Raw genomic sequence first — 19,503 nt, forward strand, 5'->3', positions numbered from 1 at the left:
AGCTAATGAGGCGGCTCCTCTATAGGAGACGTATAGACTAGATTTGCTATTCTTCACTATACACTCACAGCAATAAAGAATGGTTTGCAAGCAGCATGGATAGATTGACCCGTAATCCATCAAATAGGATTTTTCCGACTGCGTTTGATTCTGTACTTGATGAGTTAAAGAGGGACAATTTTAATTGAAAGACATTACGGTCATCACTAAACCTATAGAACACTCTAAACTCGCTGGAGCCTCACAAGCAAATCCACAATAAATGCCCCTTGGTGTGGACTAAACTTTAATGATATGGTCTTATAGATCGAATAAGCAGATATGTTTGTCGTCAAAAAATTGAGCAAAAATGGTGTTTGGAATGTTGTTAGTCTTATTGACCAGAACGGATCGTTCAGAGGTGAGGCAAAGTTTGATTCTAAACAAGACGCCTTAGACTATCTTCTGGCATATAAGCAGAGGACTAAAACCCGAGAAAACGTTAAAGTCTTTAGCGAATAGGGAACATTGAATTATAAATGAATAGTTAAATATCTATCTGATTTGCAATGTCCCAATTAAGTTCTAAAAACGTCCGACGCGATAGGCTTTTACGTGAATACTGATAATAGAGTCACATGTGCGCAAACTTCTGTTATCTCTGTAATCTGGAAAAGTTAACTAGAGACTGTGCTTCGTGTCATAAACCAACTTGCAAGGACTGCATGAAGACCTTTCCATTCTCCCAAGATGTTTGCTTAGAATGTGCAAAGGAGGTCAAAACACGATTGGCCGGTATAAGGAGCGACGAAGAGATTTTTTAACAATTGGTCGTTACACGTTCAACTGCATTTTTAGGAATTAACGGACCTGAATATCTCTAAAAATCGTCCGTGGAGTTTTGGCAACTAGGTGGATGTGAAATTAGTCTACTAGAGGTGGAATTGGTTAGGTTATTCATTAGAAACAGTTAGCCATATTCCAACGTTTACAAGACAGTTACCTCTATCGGTGCATGTTGCGAGTTTATTATCTGAGGCTACTTCTAGAGAAAGGGCTCAAGTCAGAGTTCAGGCCCCATACACTAAATTGCGCCAACCGTGAGTAAACGTCAAATCCAGCTCCTTCAAGGCTCAAGAGTGTGGACGTCAGTTACTTGATAAAAGAATTCGACTCTATCTACACCGAATCCCCTGATTCTTCTTATTCTGCCTTCCTTGGTCAAGCGTGCAATGGCATATCTTACTTCATACTTACTTCCAATTTCTCTTTCGAGCTGCTTACCTGTGACTCTGCCGCTATTATTTCGGACGATAGAATAGACGTGTTCTGTCCAGTCGTATTTTGAACTCTTGTCGAGCTGAATAGAAGTCATCTTACTTAGCAAGAGTTCTAGCTTTAAAAGTAATCGAGACAATTTTTTTTTACTCGGTGTGAAGAGGGGATATACGTACTCAATTCTCCCAACATAACTCAACAAATAGGGACTAGTCGGATTGACAAATTGTTTCTCCTCAATCTACCATGGATAGATTGAGGAATGGTTTAATCAAGTCAGCAATTTTAGACAAATCCTCGTACGTTGCTATTTGTCTTACTGGCCATCTATCATCTGGGCTATCTTGACCAAACCTGGGTATAATATGAACATGCAGATGAGGGATAATCTGATTCGCTGCTCTTCCGTTATTTTGCCCAACGTTGAACCCTTTAGCCTTTACAGCCAAGATGATAGCTTTAGAGACAACGGGAACTAATGTATAGAGTTTTCTTATTTCACTTACAGGCATCACGAGCAAATTGTCATAGTGTTTTTTTGGAATTATAAGTGTGTGTCCTCTACTTAACGGATACTTGTCCAGGAGGACTAGGAAACTGTCATCCTCATAGATTCCGATGTGTGGTAGTTTCCTAGCAATGATGTCGCAGAAAATGCATGAGGAGTATTCCAATGATTTCTTCTACTATACGGATTGAAGCATATTTATATATATTAGATAATCTGCTGGTATGCTACAATATCCTTCAAGTCAATTCTGTATTTTGCTTGAGCTCTTAAATAATGGTATGGGAAACTCTACGGTGATTGATCAAAAGTTGGTTGCGGGCCATAAGATTAAGATTTTTGATCTCCTCTGTTGTCGCGGTAAGCAGTGGCTTGGTGCTTGCTGTTTCAAAAGAGAATGAAATTAACTTTGCTTATGCAGCACTTACTTATATTGGAGTCATTTGTCTCCATGCAAGTATTGATCTGTTAAACGATTATTGGGACTACAAGAGGGGAATTGACACCAAAACGTTCAGGACCAAATATAGTGGCGGGACTGGAGTACTTCCAGATAAGCTATTAATACCATCTCATGTATATATAGTAGGATTAATCCTTCTCATCCTCGGAGCACTTATCGGGACGTACTTTGCCTTTATCAGGGGGATAATGGTAGTCTTTATCTTAGGTTTTGCTATTGTGGCGGTTTATTTTTATTCATCAGATATCGTCAATTTTGGTCTTGGAGAATTCTTCGTAGCGATCAAAGGCGCTTTCATTGTAATCGGATCCTATTATGTTCAAACAGCGACAACAGACTTTCCTGCAATTTATTTGGGCACCATCATCGGAATATTATCAGCCGCAGTACTGATTGTAAACTCCTTTCCAGATTTCGATGCTGATCGCTCTAGTGGACGACGGACATTAGTGATATTGTTTGGAAAACCACGAACGGCGAAGGTATTCAAGGCCCTAGTTGTTTGTCCGTATATCCTGATAATTTGCGGCGTATTCCTTGGTTATTTTAAATTTTATTCCCTGCTAGCGCTGATTTCCTTACCGCTCGCAATTAATGTGGTCAAGCATACTAACACCTTTTATTTGCAAACGGATTGTTTAGTCTCTGTGATGCGAATAACATTATTATATTCTAGAGCTACAAGTATCGCCTTAACGTTAAGTTTGCTGCTATAGATCGACACCGCGAAGAGATGTCTAACCCCCTACGCCACCAAGGACGCAGAACACACTTACGGGCCGCCAAGTTTGTTCAAGTCTGGCAATATTGTAAAGAGATGTAGGTAACAATGGTTAAGTTACTACTTGAGAAATAAATTTTAACGTTTTAAATCATGTTTACAGAATATTATGGAATAGATTACACAAAACCAGATTATGGTCACCTGCTTAAACATAATGACTTTGGCTTAGGTTAATCAGTTTTTATTGCTTGTGCAACTCAACAGCAAAATCAGACGGATTAAGTGCATTACCACATACTCTGCATCGGTTACTGCTAGGTCTCAATACATCTCTAACCGACTTCAGGCTTATTATTTTGTTGATGATAGAACCACATTTGCCACAGATGACTTCTATACATGGATATGACATATGAATGACAGACGGAGGTATAAGGATATCAAACTTTTTATCAACAGAGATTGACGAAATAGTAATTGCTCGAGTCGCAGTGGATGGGAAAAGAAAGAACCACTAAAGAATTATTAATTGTAGGATCTATCACCATTTTTGCCATGCCAGTCGATCCAGTATGCGGAATTGAAATGGATGAAAAGCTCGCTACAACGCTTAATCATCAAGGTAAAAATTATTATTTCTGTTCAGAAGGTTGCAAGAAGATTTTCGTCAAGAAACCGCGCAAGTACCGATGATGGATAGTAACTTATACTCAATCAAAACTAGACTTCCTATACTAAGTTAAGTATCTTGATTTAAGTTAACAAGATACCTTATCTAATCATGAATAGGACTGAGATTGTAGATGTGCAATTTGGTACTTAATTTAGATTCGTTGGTTGGCGATGGTTTTCTACATATAGGCAGGACAACCGATATTTCAATACAAAGTTTTAAAAACCAACGATTCCTATGAGCCTAATATTATTCTGTCCGACTGGCTGTGATAGACCCACACCAAACGAATAGGGTTACATTGGGCTTTGATTGGTAATATTCAGATACTGCGGACATAGTCTGCACAATTCATCTATTCGGTTTAAAACAAACCTCTAGCAAGGTTGAACTAAGCTTGTTTCAACTTGAACAATATACAAGGTGTTATAAAGTAGAGGATGAGATTGCTCAACCAACTAATCAAGCTAGTCAATTTCGAACTTCGTGGGAGAAACGAGAAGGAAAAAGATTTCCAGGGAAATCCTTTATTGTAGTACAGAATCTTTTAGAACAATCATAAGAACACACCTCTATGATATCTCTATTTGAGCCTGTTTTAAGTAAGGACGTTTTGTTAACACAAATTGGAACGCTGTGTGTATGCAACAACTAATCTACTAAAAAGCATGGCAACATTGATGCTTTAATATTAGAGATAGTAATTTGTTAAATTTAATGAGAAAAAAATTTTTGAATGATCAAGCATGTACATCTGCAATTCAGATACCGACCTCAAAGTACTCAAATATCTGAATATTTAGTGATGTCAGACAGGATAAATAGAATTGGAGAGATTCTTTGCATGAAAGCTGCCTACGTAAGCGGAAGAAACAAAGTTTCTGTTGGCGATGTTGATGTTCCAAAAGTCGGCGAACATGAAGTTCTAGTACGTATGAGAGCTTGTGGAATATGTGGCTCTGACTTGGAGAAGGTTTATGGAACTTATATGATGGTATCAAATAGGCTGGGTCATGAGCCAGCAGGTATTATATCTGAATATGGACGATCAGTTGAAGGATTCAAAATAGGCGATAGAGTATTTGTTCATCATCACGTTAGCTGCAACGCGTGCCATTATTGTTGGCATGGCAAATTCACTATGTGTGACCTCTATCAAAATAGCAATATCGAACCGTGTGGTTTGTCTGAGCTGATCCTGGTACCTAAAATGAACACTATCAAAGGTGGTCTCACAAAATTGCCCGATGATTTGTCTTTTGAACAGGCCGCACTTATTGAGCCCCTGGCATGCTGCATAAGAGGCCTCTCAAAATTCAATATACAAAAGGGTGATGACGTAGTTGTCATAGGGGCTGGACCAACAGGCTTGATGCTAGCCATTTTAGCAAAATTAAGCGGCGCAGGAAAAGTGGCAGTCGCTGATACTAATCGATTTAGATTGAACTTTGCCGAAAAGCATTTCGACGTTGATATATTGAACGCATCAAGTGAAACTAATCTAGTGAAGGCGGTAGCAGCTATCACGGAACAAAGAGGAGCAGATCTCACAATAGTTGCGACCGGCAATCCGAAAGCACTACTTGTATCACCAGATGTAACACGTAAGGGAGGTGGCGTCCTAATTTTTGGGATTCCGAATAAGGCCAACACGATTGCCTGCGACATGGCAAAAATATATTCAAAGGAGCTTTCGGTGATTCCCAGTTACGCGTCTTCAGAAATAGAGATAAATCAAGCTATTAGAATGCTTTCATTAAGACAAATAAAGCTTGAGTCGTTAATCTCCCATCGATTTGAGCTTGAACGTATTGTTGAGGCTCTTGAATGTGCCCATAACGCTAAGGATGCGATGAAGGTACTAATAACCTCATAGTTATGACTTGGAAACTATAAATAATTCCACTCGGCGATTTTAAATACGATCAATATGGATTGGGGAATGAAAAACAGAATCTCCAAGATTATTCGGCCTGAAGACGGAAGAACTGTAATGCTTGCAATAGATCATGGCTACTTTTTAGGTCCCACGCAAAAGTTAGAAAATCCAGGTAAAATAATTAAGCCTCTGCTGCCTTATGCTGATTCATTGATGCTCACCCGCGGCATCTTACGAACCTCCCTAAATCCAAGTGTGAATATTCCAATAGTTCTCCGAGTTTCAGGAGGGAGCAGCGTAATAGGAGAGGACCTATCGAATGAAAGCCTCACCACTTCTGTGGAAGATGCCTTGAAACTTAACGTGTCTTGTGTTGCTCTTTCCATATTTGTCGGAAGCAAATATGAACATCGAACTTTAAAGAATCTGGCAAAACTCGTAGATGAATGTGAAAGGTTCGGAATTCCGGTCCTTGCTGTGACTGCGGTCGGAAAGGAAATGACGAGAGATTATCGCTATCTGGCACTTTCATGCAGAATCGCCGCCGAACTTGGGGCCCATATAGTGAAGACATACTACTGCGAGAATTTTGACAGGGTTGTTGAAGGTTGTCCTGTTCCAATAGTTGTTGCTGGTGGAAAGAAATTTCCTGAGCCAGAGGATGCATTACGACTTGCTTATGAGGCAGTCGAGCACGGTGCAGCAGGAGTTGATATGGGCAGAAATATTTGGCAATCAGACTTTCCAATCGCTATGATCAAGGCAATTAGGTCTATAGTTCATGGTAATTCAACGGTGAAGGAGGCTAGCGAAATTTTCATCCAGGAAAAAGAAACAATTCAAAACACTGTGAAGACCGCGTAGCTAAACCAGTCCAGACGCTGTTTTATCACAAATTTAAGCAAAATTCGCTGTGCCAGGAATTTGCTAAGGTTAATTGATTTCGCTTGTGGATTTCTCTATAGGCACGCGAGTAAACTGAATGCGCGTAGCGGAACTTACACAATATTTATAAATTACGATGGCACAGCAATTTTGTTGGAAATGCCTAGTGCTAATTATGAATATTATGTGGATCATCAGCCGATCTGTATGGCTAGCTTAGGTTCGGTAGTGGGTATGCTTCTTTAATCGGACCTGCAAGCAGTTTTAACGGGGTGTTGTCTAGTGATTGCGGTTGGTGAGGATTACACTTGGTAGAAATGATTGGGTCTAAGGCATTGGTTACAGCCTTGGAAAGAGAAGGAGTGGAATATGTATTTGGATTACCTGGTGGTGCGAATCTTCCTATTTACGATGCTTTGGTAGATGCCAACTTTAGACATGTTCTCGTTAGGCATGAGCAGTCAGCTTCTCACATGGCCGATGGCTATGCAAGAATAAAGCGAAAGGCAGGTGTGTGTTTTGCTACGTCAGGTCCAGGCGCTACTAATATTATCACGGGCCTGGCCACTGCTTATGCGGACTCATCACCCGTTTTGGCGGTGACCGGCCAGGTTGCAGTAGCTATGATAGGAAAGGATGCTTTCCAAGAAACCGATATTATTGGTGTTGCTAACCCGTGTACAAAATACTCGTTCCAACCTCGGTCAGCGCGAGATATACCTGAAACAGTTAAAAAGGCCTTTTACATTGCTGAGAGTGGTAGACCGGGGCCGGTTCTCATAGATATACCTAAGGATGTCCAGCAGGCCAGCGCCGAAATGACATTTCCTGACCTAATTAAGGTGAGAGGTTATAGCCCTATTGTGGACCCGGATCTTTCCCAGTTGGGTAAGGCCGCTGAAATATTGCTTACTGCTCAGCGACCAATAATAATGAGTGGAGGTGGAGTAATACTGTCAGGAGCATTTTCTGAGTTGCAGGCATTAGCTGAGCTACTGATGGCTCCCGTGGTCACGACTTTCAAAGGGAAGGGCTCCTTTCCTGAAAATCATGCCCTAGCAATGGGTCCAATAGGAATGCACGGTCATGCTGAAGCTAACAAGATGATATTGGAAGCGGATTGCATACTGGCAGTAGGCGCAAGGTTTTCGGACAGATCAGTTGGGAGGTACGACGAATTTGGAAGAGGAATGAACATAATACATTTGGACGTTGATCCGGCAGAAATTGGCAAAAACAAATTGGTTGATGTCGCAGTGATTGGAGATGTGAAGTCGTCGCTTAGAACTCTCTTCAAGATGCTCTCAAAAGCCATAATAAAAAAGGACCTTGACAATCCCTGGCTGAAGAGGAGAAAGGAGCTTATTGACTATTATTCAGAGACTATTAAGGACTATTCGAGGGAGCTGACTGCAAGAAAGGCACTAAAGAAGTTACGGGAAATTTTGCCAAGCGAGTCTATCGTGACAACCGAAGTAGGACAGTGCCAAATGTGGGCTTCGTTACATTTTGACGTTATATCTCCAGGCACTTTTTTCAGTTCGACTGGTCTTGGAACAATGGGATTTGGATTTCCTGCCTCGATAGGTGCGAAAGCCGCCCGACCAGAAGTATCTGTGGTAGATATAGCTGGTGACGGTTCATTTAATATGACAGAGAACTCTCTTGCGGTCTCTGTTCTTGACGAGCTCCCTGTCATAGTTTTCCTTATGAATAATTATATGTTGGGAATGGTGGCCCAATGGCAGAGAGCATTTTATAATAGACGATATATGGGAGTTCATCAACATAATTGTCCTGATTATGTAAAAATTGCACAGGCATATGGAGCAGAAGGCATCAAGGTTCAATCCTTGCCTGAGCTGGAACAGGCGATAAGGTCTGCTCTCAAGATGGAAGTCGCGACCGTCATCGATATTTCAATAGATCCGGAAGAAGATGTATATCCATTTGTAGTACCTGGCACTGGCTTAAAGGATATGGTCACGGGATCCTGATAGTCATGACAGGGGCGGACGGATCTACTGCATATGTAGAACGTACCTCGGACGGCGAAAAATTTCAAGGATGGCATATTTTATCCGCTTTGCTCGAAAATAAACCTGGGGTATTGTTCAGAGTCACAAATCTTTTTAGAGCAAGAAATTTTAATATCGAAAGTATCACAGTCGGGTCCACTGAGAAGACAGATCTGTCGAGAATGACAATAACATTTAACGGTGATGAGCGGACACTTGACCAGCTGGTAAAGCAACTTCGGAAGCTTATTGATGTAGTAGAGGTGAAGGTACTAGACACAAATAGGACTGTTTATCGCGAATTGGCATTGATTAAGATGAAGGCAGCCGAGCCCACGGCAAGAATGGAAATTGTTAATTTCGCGTCCATTTTTAGAGCAAACATACTTGATATAGGGAATGATACCATTACCGTAGAGCTTACCGGAACACCGGACAAAATAGATGCCTTCAAAAGGCTTGTAGAACACTTTGGAATATTGCAGCTAGCTAGAACTGGCGTCTCAGCTCTTTCGAGAGGAGGAGAACTCTAACAATAACTGAACAAAAAGTAAGGATATTTGATACTACTTTGAGGGATGGTGAGCAGACTCCAGGCGTATCTATATCTCCTGAACAAAAATTTCAAATCGCATTAAAATTGGATGAGCTTGGGATTGACGTAATTGAGGCTGGGTTCCCTGCAGTTTCACAAGGCGAAGTACTTGCCATCAAGAATATAATCAAGCAAGGGTTGAGAGCAGAAGTTTGTGGCTTGGCACGTGCAGTAAAATCAGACTTGGATGCTGCTATAAATTCTGATTTAAATTATATTCACACTTTTATTGCCACATCAGATATTCATATGAAATACAAGCTGAAGATGACTAGAGAACAGGTACTTGAAAAGGCCATCTGGGCAGTAGAATATTCAAAAAAGCATGGGATCCTGGTAGAATTTTCTGCAGAGGATGCAACTCGATCTGATCGATCATTTTTGAGTCAAGTGTTCTCAGCAGTGGCACTTGCTGGGGCTAACAGGATTGATATCCCGGATACCGTGGGATATGCTACTCCAGAATACATTCGACAGCTAGTCATAGATGTGGTACGACCAACCGGGTTGCCTACTAGTGTACATTGCCATGATGACTTTGGTCTTGCAGTAGCTAATTCACTTTCTGGGATTGTTGCAGGCGCTGAATGTGCTCATGTAACAATAAACGGTTTAGGAGAAAGAGCTGGTAACGCATCCCTCGAGGAGTTCGTGATGGGCCTTCAGTGCCTTTATGGGCGAAAACATAATGTTAAGACAGAGTTGCTTTATGAGACCTCCAAGTTCGTGGCAAATGTTATGGGGGTCACTGTGCAACCGAATAAGGCAATTATCGGCGAGAATGCATTTGGACATGAATCGGGTATTCATACTCATGGCATATTAAATAACCCTATGACTTATGAACCCATAAGTCCTGAACTTGTAGGTAGGAAGAGATGGCTACAAGCAGGTAAACATGCCGGTACCCATGGAATAAATGCAATGCTCGAAACATTCGGAATAAATCCTACGGAGATGGAACTTCTTGAGATTGTGAATAGACAAAAAAGTCTAGCAGACATGGGAAAATCTATCAGTACCACGGAGCTTCTATCGATCGCAGGCGAAGTTATGCATAACAGCAAATTTGAAGAGAAGTTTAAGCTCTATGATTTCCACATCGTCACTGGGATGAATATTATTCCCACGGCGGTAGTAAGACTAAATACTGAAGGCAAAGATCTGATTGCTTCAGAAATCGGGGTGGGTCCAGTAGACGCTGCACTGAAAGCAATACAGAAGATTGCTGGGGAGATGGCCAATATTAGGATCAGAGAGTACAGGTTAGAATCTATCACTGGAGGATCGGATGCACTAGCGGAAGTGTCAGTGAAAGTGGAGGATAAAAACGGTGGAGTTGTTTCCTCAAGGAAAGCCGGCGAAGATGTAGTCGTCGCCTCTGTCCAAGCTATGATGGAAGCAGTTAACAAAGTAATGTTACAAAAGGTCCTACATTCAAAAAGTCAAAAGTAAATTTATACACTACAATATAACCTCACTAACCAATGGGGAGGTACAACATTGCTTTAGTATTAGGGGATGGTATTGGGCCTGAGCTTGCATCCTCTGCTAATATGATACTCGAGAAGATAAATGACAACACTACAGTCAAATTTAATGTTAAAACCGCTGAAGCTGGCGATGGAGCACTGGCAAAATATGGCGAGGCTCTCCCTCAACTTAGTATGGAAATAATCAAAGGGTCACAAGGATGCTTAAAGGCACCTGTCGGCGAGAGCGCAGCTGATGTTGTCCTTGTGTTAAGACGCCTCTTTGACCTTTATGCGAACGTTAGGCCAGCAAAATCTTATCCCAACGTTGAGAACCTCTCAGATAGTGTAGATCTCGTACTCATTAGAGAAAATACCGAAGATTTGTACATGGGATGGGAGTTTCAAGCAGACGATAACACAGCGATTAGCTTGAGAATTACCTCAAAAAGGGCATCTGAACGGATTGCAAAGTACGCTTTTGAAGAGGCACGCTTAAGAGATAATAAAAAGAGGGTTGTAGCCGTTCATAAATCTAATGTGCTACGAATGAGTGATGGGCTGTTTGCAAAGACATGCAGAGCAGTCTCGCAAAACTATCCAAATATTAGCTACAACGAATCTTACGTAGATGCATGTGCAATGAATTTAATACGCAACCCTGATGAATTCGATGTTATTTTGACATCGAATCTTTATGGAGATATTCTATCAGATGAAGCCGCACAGGTCGTCGGTGGATTGGGGTTGGCTCCTTGCGCCAATATCGGAGAGTCTTTTGGGCTATTTGAACCGGTCCACGGCGCCGCCTTTGATATTGCCGGGAAAAATCAGGCTAACCCATCCGGTATGTTGTTATCCATAAAAATGCTATTAGAATGGTTGTCCAATAAATACAGTGATAATGATGCTTTTAGGACCGGCCAACATCTGGAATCCTGCTTAGTTGAAATGTTTAGAAATAACCAAACTACCAAAGATTTGGGAGGGAAATTAACAACCAACGAATTCACGAAGTTACTTTCGTTGTCAATGTACTAGCTGAGAAACATAAAAGAAGTTCAGTTCCTATCAAAAATCAAGCCGTTACTCAGCAGGATTTTAGAAGGCGATTACCAGCCAATCCAAACATTTGATGAAAGTTGGGAAGATTTTTGTATTTTGATTTCTTAATTATATTGTTTTTGATTAAAATCCAAAACAGATCTGAATTAAATTTAGAATTCCTTTGATCTATTAGCGGGTTCGCTTTCAATCAGAATAGATCACGTCTCGATTACGCTACTAGCTGACGAAATAAACGGATAGTATTATAATCTAACAATACTTGATGGTTGAGAAATTGACTCTCGGGGTCGGATAAGTAACACATACCAAACCTAATAATTCTAATGGATGGGATGGCATATATAGAACAGCTTTACACTCCACTATGATGCCTGCTAAAAGATGGCAAGATGATGAGGTTACTACTAGTGTGCTCGAAGGAAAGAAGATTGCATTGTTAGGATATGGTATTCAAGGTCGCGCTCAGGCTTGTAATATGAGGGATTCAGGTATAGATGTCATCGTTGGCCTTAGAAGAGGTAGTAAAACATGGGAATCTGCCGAGGCAGATGGTCATCGTGTGATGGAAATGTCAGAAGCTGCTGAAGCAGCAGACATCATACATTTTTTGATCCCGGATATGGAACAAGCCGAGGTCTATTTGAACCATGTTTCTTCACATTTACGGAATGGAGACACCATCAGTTTTTCTCACGGTGCAGCCATACATTGGAAATGGATCATTGCCCCAAGCACCGTAGATGTTATTATGGTAGCTCCCAAAGGGCCAGGACAATTGGTTAGAGAATTGTATTTACAGGGCTTTGGTACCCCTTCATTGGTCGCTGTCCATCAGGACTATACTAAAAAGGCGTGGGATAAAGTGTTGGCCATTGCAAAATCGATTGGTAGTACCAAGCCAGGAGTGCTTCAAACTTCCTTTAAAGAAGAAGTCGAAACAGATTGGTTTGGGGAACAAGTGGACCTTTGTGGAGGAGTTCACTCTTTGATAATGTCCGCCTTCGATACACTCGCTGAAAACGGATATCAACCAGAAGTTGCTTATTTCGAATGTCTTCACGAGTTGAAACTAATAGTAGATCTAATACAGAAGTATGGGCTGACAGGAATGTATAATCGAGTCAGCGAGACTGCTAGATACGGAGGCCTTACCAGAGGGCCTAGGGTGATAGGCGATGAAACGAGAAAAAAGATGAAGGAAATTTTAGAAGAAATACGCTCAGGAAAATTTGCTGACGAATGGGTCAGTGCATACAAAAAAGACGGAAAATATTCCTTTGTTCGGAATATGAAAGAGATTGAGAATCATCAATTGGAAAAAGTTGGAAAGGAATTACGCAGAATGATGTGGCCCGGAGAAGCAGAAGTGACTACTACATAACCTGTGTGAACACTGAGGTTCCTTCCTGTAAATATGAAAGAATAAGCGGATGAAACCCTTTATGCCTATTTCTTAACTCCTAGCGTTCTGTTCTTGAGCCTCATTTGCTTGGCATGACATTTTCTGCATCTCGTAGAAAGAATCGGGTTCTTTGCACCACAATTGAAGCAAATTTTAAAGAATAACCTTCGTTGTTGTGCAATTTGTTTTTTTACAACATCAGTAATGGGCATTATTTTCCTCAATTGTTATGTTATAGTCGTATGATTTTTAGCTTTCTATTCTCGGGCTGACTATAATGGCTGAATTCGCGCTTACCTTTATACGCATCGGCCAAACCTCACCTAAAATTTCTTCTATAAGCCTTTGTTGTCGTTCATACCGGCCGATTGGTTCGACCTCTACTGTTCCTGGCTGTTTGTAGTCACTGATAATGCTATTACCGTGGACTGATAATGCTATCACAAAGGTTTTAAACGTCAAGCAGCAGAGGTTCGTTATGCGTATAACATTATCGGCAATCAAGGCCGACATAGGAGGAATAGGTGGCCACACGCGCCCAAGTGATGAACTAATCGGAGCGGTGAAAAGGTCTGTAGAGGAGTCAAAGGACCTCTTGATCGACTTTTACGTGGGATATACTGGAGATGATGTTCATATTATTATGAGTCACACACATAAGGTAGATGACCGAAATATCCATAAGCTTGCATGGAATGCCTTTAACGAAGGAACTAAAGTAGCTAAGGATCAAGGCCTCTATGGTGCCGGTCAGGACCTTCTCAAGGATTCCTTTTCAGGTAATGTGAAGGGGATGGGTCCAGGGGTTGCTGAGATCGAAATGGAAGAACGTACCAGTGAAGTTTTTTGTATTTTTGCTGCCGATAAGACTGAGCCTGGTGCCTTTAATTTTCCTTTGTGGCGATTGTTTGTAGACGCACGAAGTAATACTGGTCTATTGATAAATGAAAAACTCGCGGCAGGAGTGACTTTCAGAATTATGGATGTGGTAGGTGGTCAGATCGCTGATTTAAAAATGTGGCAAGACAAGCCAGAGCTTGAGGCAGCTTTAATGTATCCTGGTAGATATGTAATACATTCAGTACTGTCTAATGATGGGGACCAGATTGTCTCCGCTTCAACTGACAGATTGCATAACATCGCAGGAACATATGTTGGAAAAGATGATCCAATTGCTATAGTGAGAACTCAAAAGGATTTTCCTGCAACAGAAGAAACTGGCAGTGCTTTTAACGACCCACACTTCGTTGCCGGAAACACAAGAGGCAGCCATCATATGCCGCTTATGCCTGTCAAATTAAATTCTGCCGCCAGCTTGAACTATTCTTTGCCTATCGTCTCATGCCTTGTATTTAGTATGCATGCGGGAAAATTTACCGGTCCATTAGATGGGTTTGGTACCCCGGATTGGGATCTTCAGCGTTGGATGGCTGCAGAAAGAGCAATGATAATCCGTAACCAAGGGTTCATCCATCCAGCAACGCTTGTTCCGGAAGAGTTGGAATATAACAAAGGATATGAAGCAAGGATGTCGAAACTACAAGGGAAATTCAAATTGCCCTCTTCGTGACAGCCAAACTAATCTTGATTTAAGAGCAGAGGAAAAAGACCTAAAGTGAGATCACCCACTCTAATCATAAATTTTAAGAACTATCGTGAAGTGCATGGCCGAGCTACTATTAATCTTTCAAACGCCGCTCAAAAAATTGCAGATGATCTTCAAGTTGAGATTGGTTTGGCTCCCCCACTTTTTTCAATTTCTTCCTTGAGCCAGATGGTAAGTATTCCAGTTCTGTGCCAACATTTAGACAATACTTCTGAAGGTGCATCCACAGGCTTCCTGTCTCCAGAGATGGCAAAGTCATTTGGTGCAGTCGGATCAATAATTAATCATAGCGAGCATCCTATTAGTCAAAGCTTGATTAGTGAGATGGTCGAACGACTTCGAAATTTGAAAATGACATCAATTGTTTGCGCCAAAAGCCCAGAGGAGGTTTCAAATATAGCAAGCTTTCATCCAGATTTCATTGCTATCGAACCTCCTGAGTTAATAGGGTCGGGCCGAGCAGTTTCTAAGCACGATCCGTCAATCATTACGCGTTCTCTAGAAGCCAAATCTGATCGCTCGAATTCGACGAGACTTCTTTGTGGCGCTGGGATAGTTGATAAGACCGACGTTATTAGCGCAATCAGATTGGGGGCAGAAGGGATTCTGGTATCAAGCGGTGTAATAAAGGCAAGCTCTTGGCATGAAAAGATTCTCGAGTTGGCGTCAGGATTTCTCGTGAGATAGTCGAACAAGAAAAATGGGAATATAATACGATCACGGTTGATCGGTGTCTCTCATCGTAATGTCTTAGGATTATGTTTTACAAGCCAATCTCGTTTGACAGCTTAATTAGCTTTTTGCCATCATTCGTTAATCTGTTATAGATCCTATTTTTGACTACTTTTCTCTGAACCAGACCATTACTCTGTGCCTTCAGCAGCAGTTTATGTCCATGTCCATAAGCTCCTAGTTTTTGGAGCAATTCTCTGGTAGGATACTCTGCATACCCGATGGTTTTCACAAGTCTTACAACGGCCCTCTCCTTTACAAGAATTCTAAGTAGATGAGCCTGTCTCACACTTAACTCAAATTATAGAAAATATATAACCGTTACTAATAGTTGGCAACAGGAGTAATTACTATCTTCGCTAATTTTGCTATTGTGATCAGAGACTTATAACTTGATCATACCAGCCGGGCAGTGTAGACGTGACAAACCACAAAGAATTAATTATCTAAAAACCTTTCCAGTAAAACTGACATCGCATGACTGACTGGGACTTGTTGTTACCAGGTATTGGTCTTACTTCTTTAGGGATTGCTGGTGTAGCCCTCTCGCTAGCAGGAATTGCAGCTACTTTTTTAGAAGGTATGCATGCTGTGTCTCTTCTCGCTATGTTTATTGGGCTCATCTTTTTAGTGCAAGGTCTATTTAAGGATGGCTTTCCTACAGGACCTAGAGCAAAATCTGCTAGCTTATTCACTTTGGGTTTTCTGGTAACTTTTGGTTTTGCCGCTGCTATAACTGTAAGTGCGCACGTGCCAAGTATATTTGCGTATATTACATTAATGACAATCATCTTTCTCCCAATTTCAGTTCTTGCGCTTGCATCCTACAAGAATGCACCGTATATGAGAAATTTATCAATTATTCTCGTTGGAATTGCGATAGTTGGAGGATCTGCATTTTATGTACTAGGCGTTGTAGTACCAAAATCCTCAGCTCAAACAGGGCAAAATGGGGCGACTCCTGGCATGTCTAATTCAAAAAGCTCTACCTCCAATTCTGTAACATTCTCCAAGGGAGCTCCAGTTTTGAAAGTAGTTATTTTACCAGGTGCATCAGCCAAAGGCAACCCTAACTTTGATCCAAAAGTTATCCAAATAAAGAAAGGCGGAGGTATAATTTGGACCAATAATGATAACGTTCCGCACACCGTAACAAGCTTTGCAGACAGTGGGAAGTCCTTTGATTCGTCTCTGATCATGCCAAAAAAGACTTTTGGTCTCAATACTGCACATTTAATAAAACAAAGGTACGATTACTTCTGTTCAATCCATCCCTTCATGAGAGGAACGATTAATATAATGCAGTGATGAAACCGGTTGCAAGCCAGAAGTTCAGAGAAATGCAACTGGGCTCACAGAAAATGGTTGCCTCAGGCTGGCAAAAGATTCTCGAAAAGAATTTCTCTAATTGTATAATGGAGTGTGTCTTCTAGCTGCCATCCTCAGCTGAACGCAAAACTGGAGAAGTTCGCATGTTTGCCTCCATATCTGCTAATAGCTTAAACAAGTCAGGCTTATGTGAGTTTAGATATTCAAATCCTTTGTCCTTTAACCTGATTTGGAACATTCTTAGGTCTCTATGTTGGTCGAAAAATTGCTCTATCATTGCTGTCCCATGCTTAGCAGGGTTAATTAACTGATCGAAACATTCCATCGTTGAACCGACGTCACCAATCTCCACTGACTCTTTCGCCTTACCCAGAACCTCTAGAATGTCCCTTATTTGCTGAACAGGGGCAGATATTTCTTTAGTACGACCCAAAAAGCCGATGCGCTTCGAGACTCCAACTTTTTCAGCTATTTCTTTGACTAATTCATAGTACTCTTCCTTGCTTGTAAAGAAGCCATGGATCTCTTTCTTTTCCTTTCTTATCACCAAACCTTTCAGGGATAGTCTCATAATAGCATCTTCAACTTCAGTTTTGTCCATTCCTGTAACCCATACGATTTTTCCTACGTAGTTGTACCCTTGTCGAATAGATTCTAGCACTACGACCTCGATAATCCGCCTAAATCCCTCTTCTGCCTTGGCATTTTCAAAGTCTCTGTCTCTCACTGCTCTTTTGGCGTAAGTGATGTCTATCTCAATCGAACGCTTAAGAGCTTCCATGCCTTCGTCAGGCTTCCCTATAACAGTAAGGTAACAAGCTTTATTATACCAAGACATTCCGTCATTCGGGTTAATGTCAATCGCCTTGTCGCATGATTCAATGGCTTTATCATAATTACTCATCTTGTAATAGGCCAAGCCCTTCATATTCCATGCTTCACCATTACTGATATCTATGTCCAAAGCTTTATCGTATGAGGAAATCGCTACTGCGTATTGACCAAGATGAAAATGGGCGTACCCTTTTTTTATCCAAGAATCAACATATTTTGGGTCAATTCTTAGGGCTAAATCAAAGCTACGTATGGCGTCTTCAAGCCTTTCGCTTGCCATCTGGTTAACACCTTTCTGGTAAAGATGTCGCTTCTGGAACTCCGAATCGTCATCGTAACTAACAAAATGATTGGGTTCGGAATCGGTTTCATACGACTTATGCCTTCTTCCTAAGAGCTTGCCCATTAGTATAAGTAGGCCTTCTCGCAGATAAATAGATTTGGAGCGTGACTTTGTAGCGATACAATCCCTCTTTTATCTTTCTCTGAAAAGCGTTTGATTGCAAAAGGATTATTTAGAAGGGATGCGCTTACTATATTATCTCGGGGTTATTTAATTGAAATTGAGCGATATCGATGTAGAAGGATTAACTGGAAGAAGTTTCAGAATCATTATTAATAATGGAAAGGAGGGCATTCTTCAATCTAAGTTGTGGAAGGAGCTTGACTTGACTAGCCGAGACGGCTCTCGTGTTGCGATCCGTCTTGAGAAACGATCTCTCATAAAACGCGAGAAGGTGTTGCAAGAGGGTAGATGGACCTACAAACTATTTGCACTCAAATTACCAGTAGGAACAGACACGATTGAGCAAGCCCCGTGTCTGACCTGCCCTGTCGAGCATATGTGCTCAATCGACGCTTACTACAGTCCTAACAGCTGCAACCTTATAGAAAATTGGACTTTAATTTCCTACGACACTGCTACAGAACCTCATTATCGTAGTGAAGAGTCCACATCACAGGATATTCTTCCACGAACTCAAGAAAGTAATATTAGGCACGACATCAGTGAGGCTCAGCTTGTGGTGAATGAGTCAAAGGCAACTTCTGTAAATTATCATTAGAGGATTTATGCAAACACTAAATTGTTCAATTATTCTAATTGTGAAGTCGGGTTAGTTGGAATTATATCTTGGGCTTGATAGCTCCCACAACTATGATAGCAATTATGGATAATACTAAACTCCATCTGTAGCTTTCCCCCGATGTCGAATAACCAAGTCTTGAAACAAATAAAAACTATGTTGACTCGATTCAGAAGAACTCATTTTAAAACTATAAATCATATTGATGAAATTCAAAACTGCAGAAGATCCAGATTACCGATACCATGTATATGACACCGACTGAACAATACATATTCCATCATAGAAATCCGTCGACGCGGAGATTTTCAAAATGAGATTAATCGAAGCGAAAAAAGAATATTATCGAACGCTGGCCAAAAAAGATGGATATAGGAGCCGATCCGCCTATAAGCTTGCCCAGTTAGACAACTCCTATCATATTTTTAAGTCTAAAAGTACCGTGGTCGATATAGGGTCTTCGCCTGGGGGTTGGCTTCAGGTGGCAAAACAAAAAGTTGGGGAGAATGCCATGGTAATTGGAATTGATCTCAAGCATATTTATCCTTTGCAAGGTGTTATAACCCTACAGGGTAGCATAACTGATTCTGAAGTGATAGATGAAGTTCTCAAATTGGTAGGAGGAAAAGTGGATATAGTACTGTCAGATTTGTCACCAAATATGAGTGGCATCTGGGACCTGGACCACGCCAGGCAAATTTCGCTTACAAGAGCTGCCTTATCAGCTAGCGTTCGATTATTAAAGAGAGATGGTATTTCAGTCTTCAAAGTTTTTGAAGGAGAACTCCTTGAACGATTGAAAAAAGAGATGAGATGTCACTTTCAAAGGGTGTACTCAAGTAAGCCCAAGGCTAGTAGACAGAGAAGCAGTGAGCAATACTTAGTATGTTTAGACTTTACACTTACCTGATTTGAATTATGCCTTTCTTTGATGGTCCATCTTGTCGCAATATTCTTGAGCTGTAAGTCGAGA

19 protein-coding genes are annotated in these 19,503 nt (G+C 41.1%); 14 read left to right on the forward strand and 5 right to left on the reverse strand.

Going from position 1 to position 19,503, the window contains the following annotated elements; genetic code table 11:
* Positions 1 to 1,105: 1,105 nt before the first annotated feature.
* Together DYY65_RS01370 and DYY65_RS01375 are read right to left on the reverse strand one after the other, a co-directional pair.
* Positions 1,106 to 1,354 carry a hypothetical protein gene (locus DYY65_RS01370; RefSeq protein ID WP_162476196.1) on the reverse strand — a complete coding sequence of 83 codons (249 nt, stop codon included), beginning with the start codon at positions 1,352 to 1,354 and terminating at the stop codon, positions 1,106 to 1,108.
* Positions 1,355 to 1,493: 139 nt separating this feature from the next.
* Complete coding sequence (locus DYY65_RS01375; protein ID WP_162476197.1) at positions 1,494 to 1,931, reverse strand: HIT family protein; 438 nt, start codon at positions 1,929 to 1,931, stop codon at positions 1,494 to 1,496.
* A gap of 173 nt (positions 1,932 to 2,104) precedes the next feature.
* Here DYY65_RS01375 and DYY65_RS01380 point away from each other — a divergent pair, with 173 nt between their 5' ends.
* From DYY65_RS01380 to ilvC, 9 genes are all read left to right on the forward strand, one after another.
* Complete coding sequence (locus tag DYY65_RS01380; RefSeq protein ID WP_236561588.1) at positions 2,105 to 2,944, forward strand: prenyltransferase; 840 nt, start codon at positions 2,105 to 2,107, stop codon at positions 2,942 to 2,944.
* A 503-nt stretch (positions 2,945 to 3,447) separates the two neighbouring features.
* On the forward strand, positions 3,448 to 3,645 hold the full coding sequence (locus tag DYY65_RS01385) for a YHS domain-containing protein (RefSeq protein WP_236561589.1): 198 nt from the start codon (positions 3,448 to 3,450) through the stop codon (positions 3,643 to 3,645).
* Positions 3,646 to 4,469: 824 nt separating this feature from the next.
* Positions 4,470 to 5,501: a zinc-dependent dehydrogenase gene (locus DYY65_RS01390; RefSeq protein WP_236561590.1), complete on the forward strand. Its 1,032-nt coding sequence runs from the start codon at positions 4,470 to 4,472 to the stop codon at positions 5,499 to 5,501.
* 54 nt (positions 5,502 to 5,555) lie between these two features.
* A complete protein-coding gene (lsrF, locus tag DYY65_RS01395; RefSeq protein ID WP_162476200.1) occupies positions 5,556 to 6,368 on the forward strand; it encodes a 3-hydroxy-5-phosphonooxypentane-2,4-dione thiolase in 813 nt (270 codons plus the stop codon).
* 338 nt (positions 6,369 to 6,706) lie between these two features.
* Entirely contained in the window at positions 6,707 to 8,386 is a 1,680-nt protein-coding gene (gene ilvB, locus DYY65_RS01400; protein ID WP_162476219.1) for a biosynthetic-type acetolactate synthase large subunit, read from the forward strand.
* Positions 8,387 to 8,391: 5 nt separating this feature from the next.
* Entirely contained in the window at positions 8,392 to 8,940 is a 549-nt protein-coding gene (ilvN, locus tag DYY65_RS01405; RefSeq protein ID WP_162476201.1) for an acetolactate synthase small subunit, read from the forward strand.
* A gap of 38 nt (positions 8,941 to 8,978) precedes the next feature.
* Positions 8,979 to 10,457, forward strand: a complete 1,479-nt coding sequence (locus tag DYY65_RS01410) for a 2-isopropylmalate synthase (RefSeq protein ID WP_162476202.1) — start codon at positions 8,979 to 8,981, stop codon at positions 10,455 to 10,457.
* A gap of 32 nt (positions 10,458 to 10,489) precedes the next feature.
* Complete coding sequence (locus DYY65_RS01415) at positions 10,490 to 11,515, forward strand: isocitrate/isopropylmalate dehydrogenase family protein (protein WP_162476203.1); 1,026 nt, start codon at positions 10,490 to 10,492, stop codon at positions 11,513 to 11,515.
* Positions 11,516 to 11,909: 394 nt separating this feature from the next.
* Positions 11,910 to 12,923 (forward strand): ketol-acid reductoisomerase, encoded by a 1,014-nt coding sequence (gene ilvC / locus DYY65_RS01420; RefSeq protein WP_162476220.1) that lies wholly within the window; start codon positions 11,910 to 11,912, stop codon positions 12,921 to 12,923.
* 65 nt (positions 12,924 to 12,988) lie between these two features.
* Here ilvC and DYY65_RS01425 read toward each other — a convergent pair whose 3' ends face one another.
* A complete protein-coding gene (locus DYY65_RS01425; RefSeq protein ID WP_162476204.1) occupies positions 12,989 to 13,156 on the reverse strand; it encodes a 50S ribosomal protein L40e in 168 nt (55 codons plus the stop codon).
* Positions 13,157 to 13,422: 266 nt separating this feature from the next.
* Here DYY65_RS01425 and DYY65_RS01430 point away from each other — a divergent pair, with 266 nt between their 5' ends.
* Positions 13,423 to 14,514 carry a fructose-1,6-bisphosphatase gene (locus DYY65_RS01430; protein ID WP_162476221.1) on the forward strand — a complete coding sequence of 364 codons (1,092 nt, stop codon included), beginning with the start codon at positions 13,423 to 13,425 and terminating at the stop codon, positions 14,512 to 14,514.
* Between the two features lie 45 nt (positions 14,515 to 14,559).
* A complete protein-coding gene (tpiA, locus tag DYY65_RS01435; protein WP_370519259.1) occupies positions 14,560 to 15,237 on the forward strand; it encodes a triose-phosphate isomerase in 678 nt (225 codons plus the stop codon).
* 76 nt (positions 15,238 to 15,313) lie between these two features.
* On the opposite strand, the gene DYY65_RS01440 is transcribed toward tpiA, so the two are convergent.
* On the reverse strand, positions 15,314 to 15,571 hold the full coding sequence (locus tag DYY65_RS01440) for a hypothetical protein (RefSeq protein ID WP_162476205.1): 258 nt from the start codon (positions 15,569 to 15,571) through the stop codon (positions 15,314 to 15,316).
* A gap of 188 nt (positions 15,572 to 15,759) precedes the next feature.
* On the opposite strand from DYY65_RS01440, the gene DYY65_RS01445 reads away from it, so the two are divergent.
* Positions 15,760 to 16,590, forward strand: coding sequence for a cupredoxin domain-containing protein (locus tag DYY65_RS01445; protein ID WP_162476206.1), 831 nt, complete (start codon positions 15,760 to 15,762; stop codon positions 16,588 to 16,590).
* A gap of 121 nt (positions 16,591 to 16,711) precedes the next feature.
* On the opposite strand, the gene DYY65_RS01450 is transcribed toward DYY65_RS01445, so the two are convergent.
* Positions 16,712 to 17,851, reverse strand: a complete 1,140-nt coding sequence (locus DYY65_RS01450) for a tetratricopeptide repeat protein (RefSeq protein WP_162476207.1) — start codon at positions 17,849 to 17,851, stop codon at positions 16,712 to 16,714.
* A 157-nt stretch (positions 17,852 to 18,008) separates the two neighbouring features.
* Between DYY65_RS01450 and DYY65_RS01455 the strand changes: the two genes are divergently transcribed.
* Together DYY65_RS01455 and DYY65_RS01460 are read left to right on the forward strand one after the other, a co-directional pair.
* Complete coding sequence (locus DYY65_RS01455; RefSeq protein ID WP_201449250.1) at positions 18,009 to 18,509, forward strand: helix-turn-helix transcriptional regulator; 501 nt, start codon at positions 18,009 to 18,011, stop codon at positions 18,507 to 18,509.
* Positions 18,510 to 18,843: 334 nt separating this feature from the next.
* Positions 18,844 to 19,440: an RlmE family RNA methyltransferase gene (locus DYY65_RS01460; protein WP_162476208.1), complete on the forward strand. Its 597-nt coding sequence runs from the start codon at positions 18,844 to 18,846 to the stop codon at positions 19,438 to 19,440.
* Positions 19,441 to 19,503: the final 63 nt, after the last annotated feature.

Origin of the sequence: Nitrososphaera sp. AFS, assembly GCF_009898475.1 — an archaeon.
Lineage (GTDB): Archaea > Thermoproteota > Nitrososphaeria > Nitrososphaerales > Nitrososphaeraceae > Nitrosopolaris.

Bases quoted from the DNA above. Each gene is read 5' to 3' on its own strand.
- lsrF (WP_162476200.1), top strand. From the start codon at position 5,556: ATGGATTGGGGAATGAAAAACAGAATCTCCAAGATTATTCGGCCTGAA.
- DYY65_RS01385 (WP_236561589.1), top strand. From the start codon at position 3,448: ATGGGAAAAGAAAGAACCACTAAAGAATTATTAATTGTAGGATCTATC.
- DYY65_RS01390 (WP_236561590.1), top strand. From the start codon at position 4,470: ATGAAAGCTGCCTACGTAAGCGGAAGAAACAAAGTTTCTGTTGGCGAT.
- DYY65_RS01370 (WP_162476196.1), bottom strand. From the start codon at position 1,354: ATGACTTCTATTCAGCTCGACAAGAGTTCAAAATACGACTGGACAGAA.
- ilvC (WP_162476220.1), top strand. From the start codon at position 11,910: ATGCCTGCTAAAAGATGGCAAGATGATGAGGTTACTACTAGTGTGCTC.
- DYY65_RS01445 (WP_162476206.1), top strand. From the start codon at position 15,760: ATGACTGACTGGGACTTGTTGTTACCAGGTATTGGTCTTACTTCTTTA.
- DYY65_RS01430 (WP_162476221.1), top strand. From the start codon at position 13,423: ATGCGTATAACATTATCGGCAATCAAGGCCGACATAGGAGGAATAGGT.
- ilvN (WP_162476201.1), top strand. From the start codon at position 8,392: ATGACAGGGGCGGACGGATCTACTGCATATGTAGAACGTACCTCGGAC.
- DYY65_RS01415 (WP_162476203.1), top strand. From the start codon at position 10,490: ATGGGGAGGTACAACATTGCTTTAGTATTAGGGGATGGTATTGGGCCT.
- DYY65_RS01425 (WP_162476204.1), bottom strand. From the start codon at position 13,156: ATGCCCATTACTGATGTTGTAAAAAAACAAATTGCACAACAACGAAGG.
- ilvB (WP_162476219.1), top strand. From the start codon at position 6,707: ATGATTGGGTCTAAGGCATTGGTTACAGCCTTGGAAAGAGAAGGAGTG.
- DYY65_RS01450 (WP_162476207.1), bottom strand. From the start codon at position 17,851: ATGGGCAAGCTCTTAGGAAGAAGGCATAAGTCGTATGAAACCGATTCC.
- DYY65_RS01460 (WP_162476208.1), top strand. From the start codon at position 18,844: ATGAGATTAATCGAAGCGAAAAAAGAATATTATCGAACGCTGGCCAAA.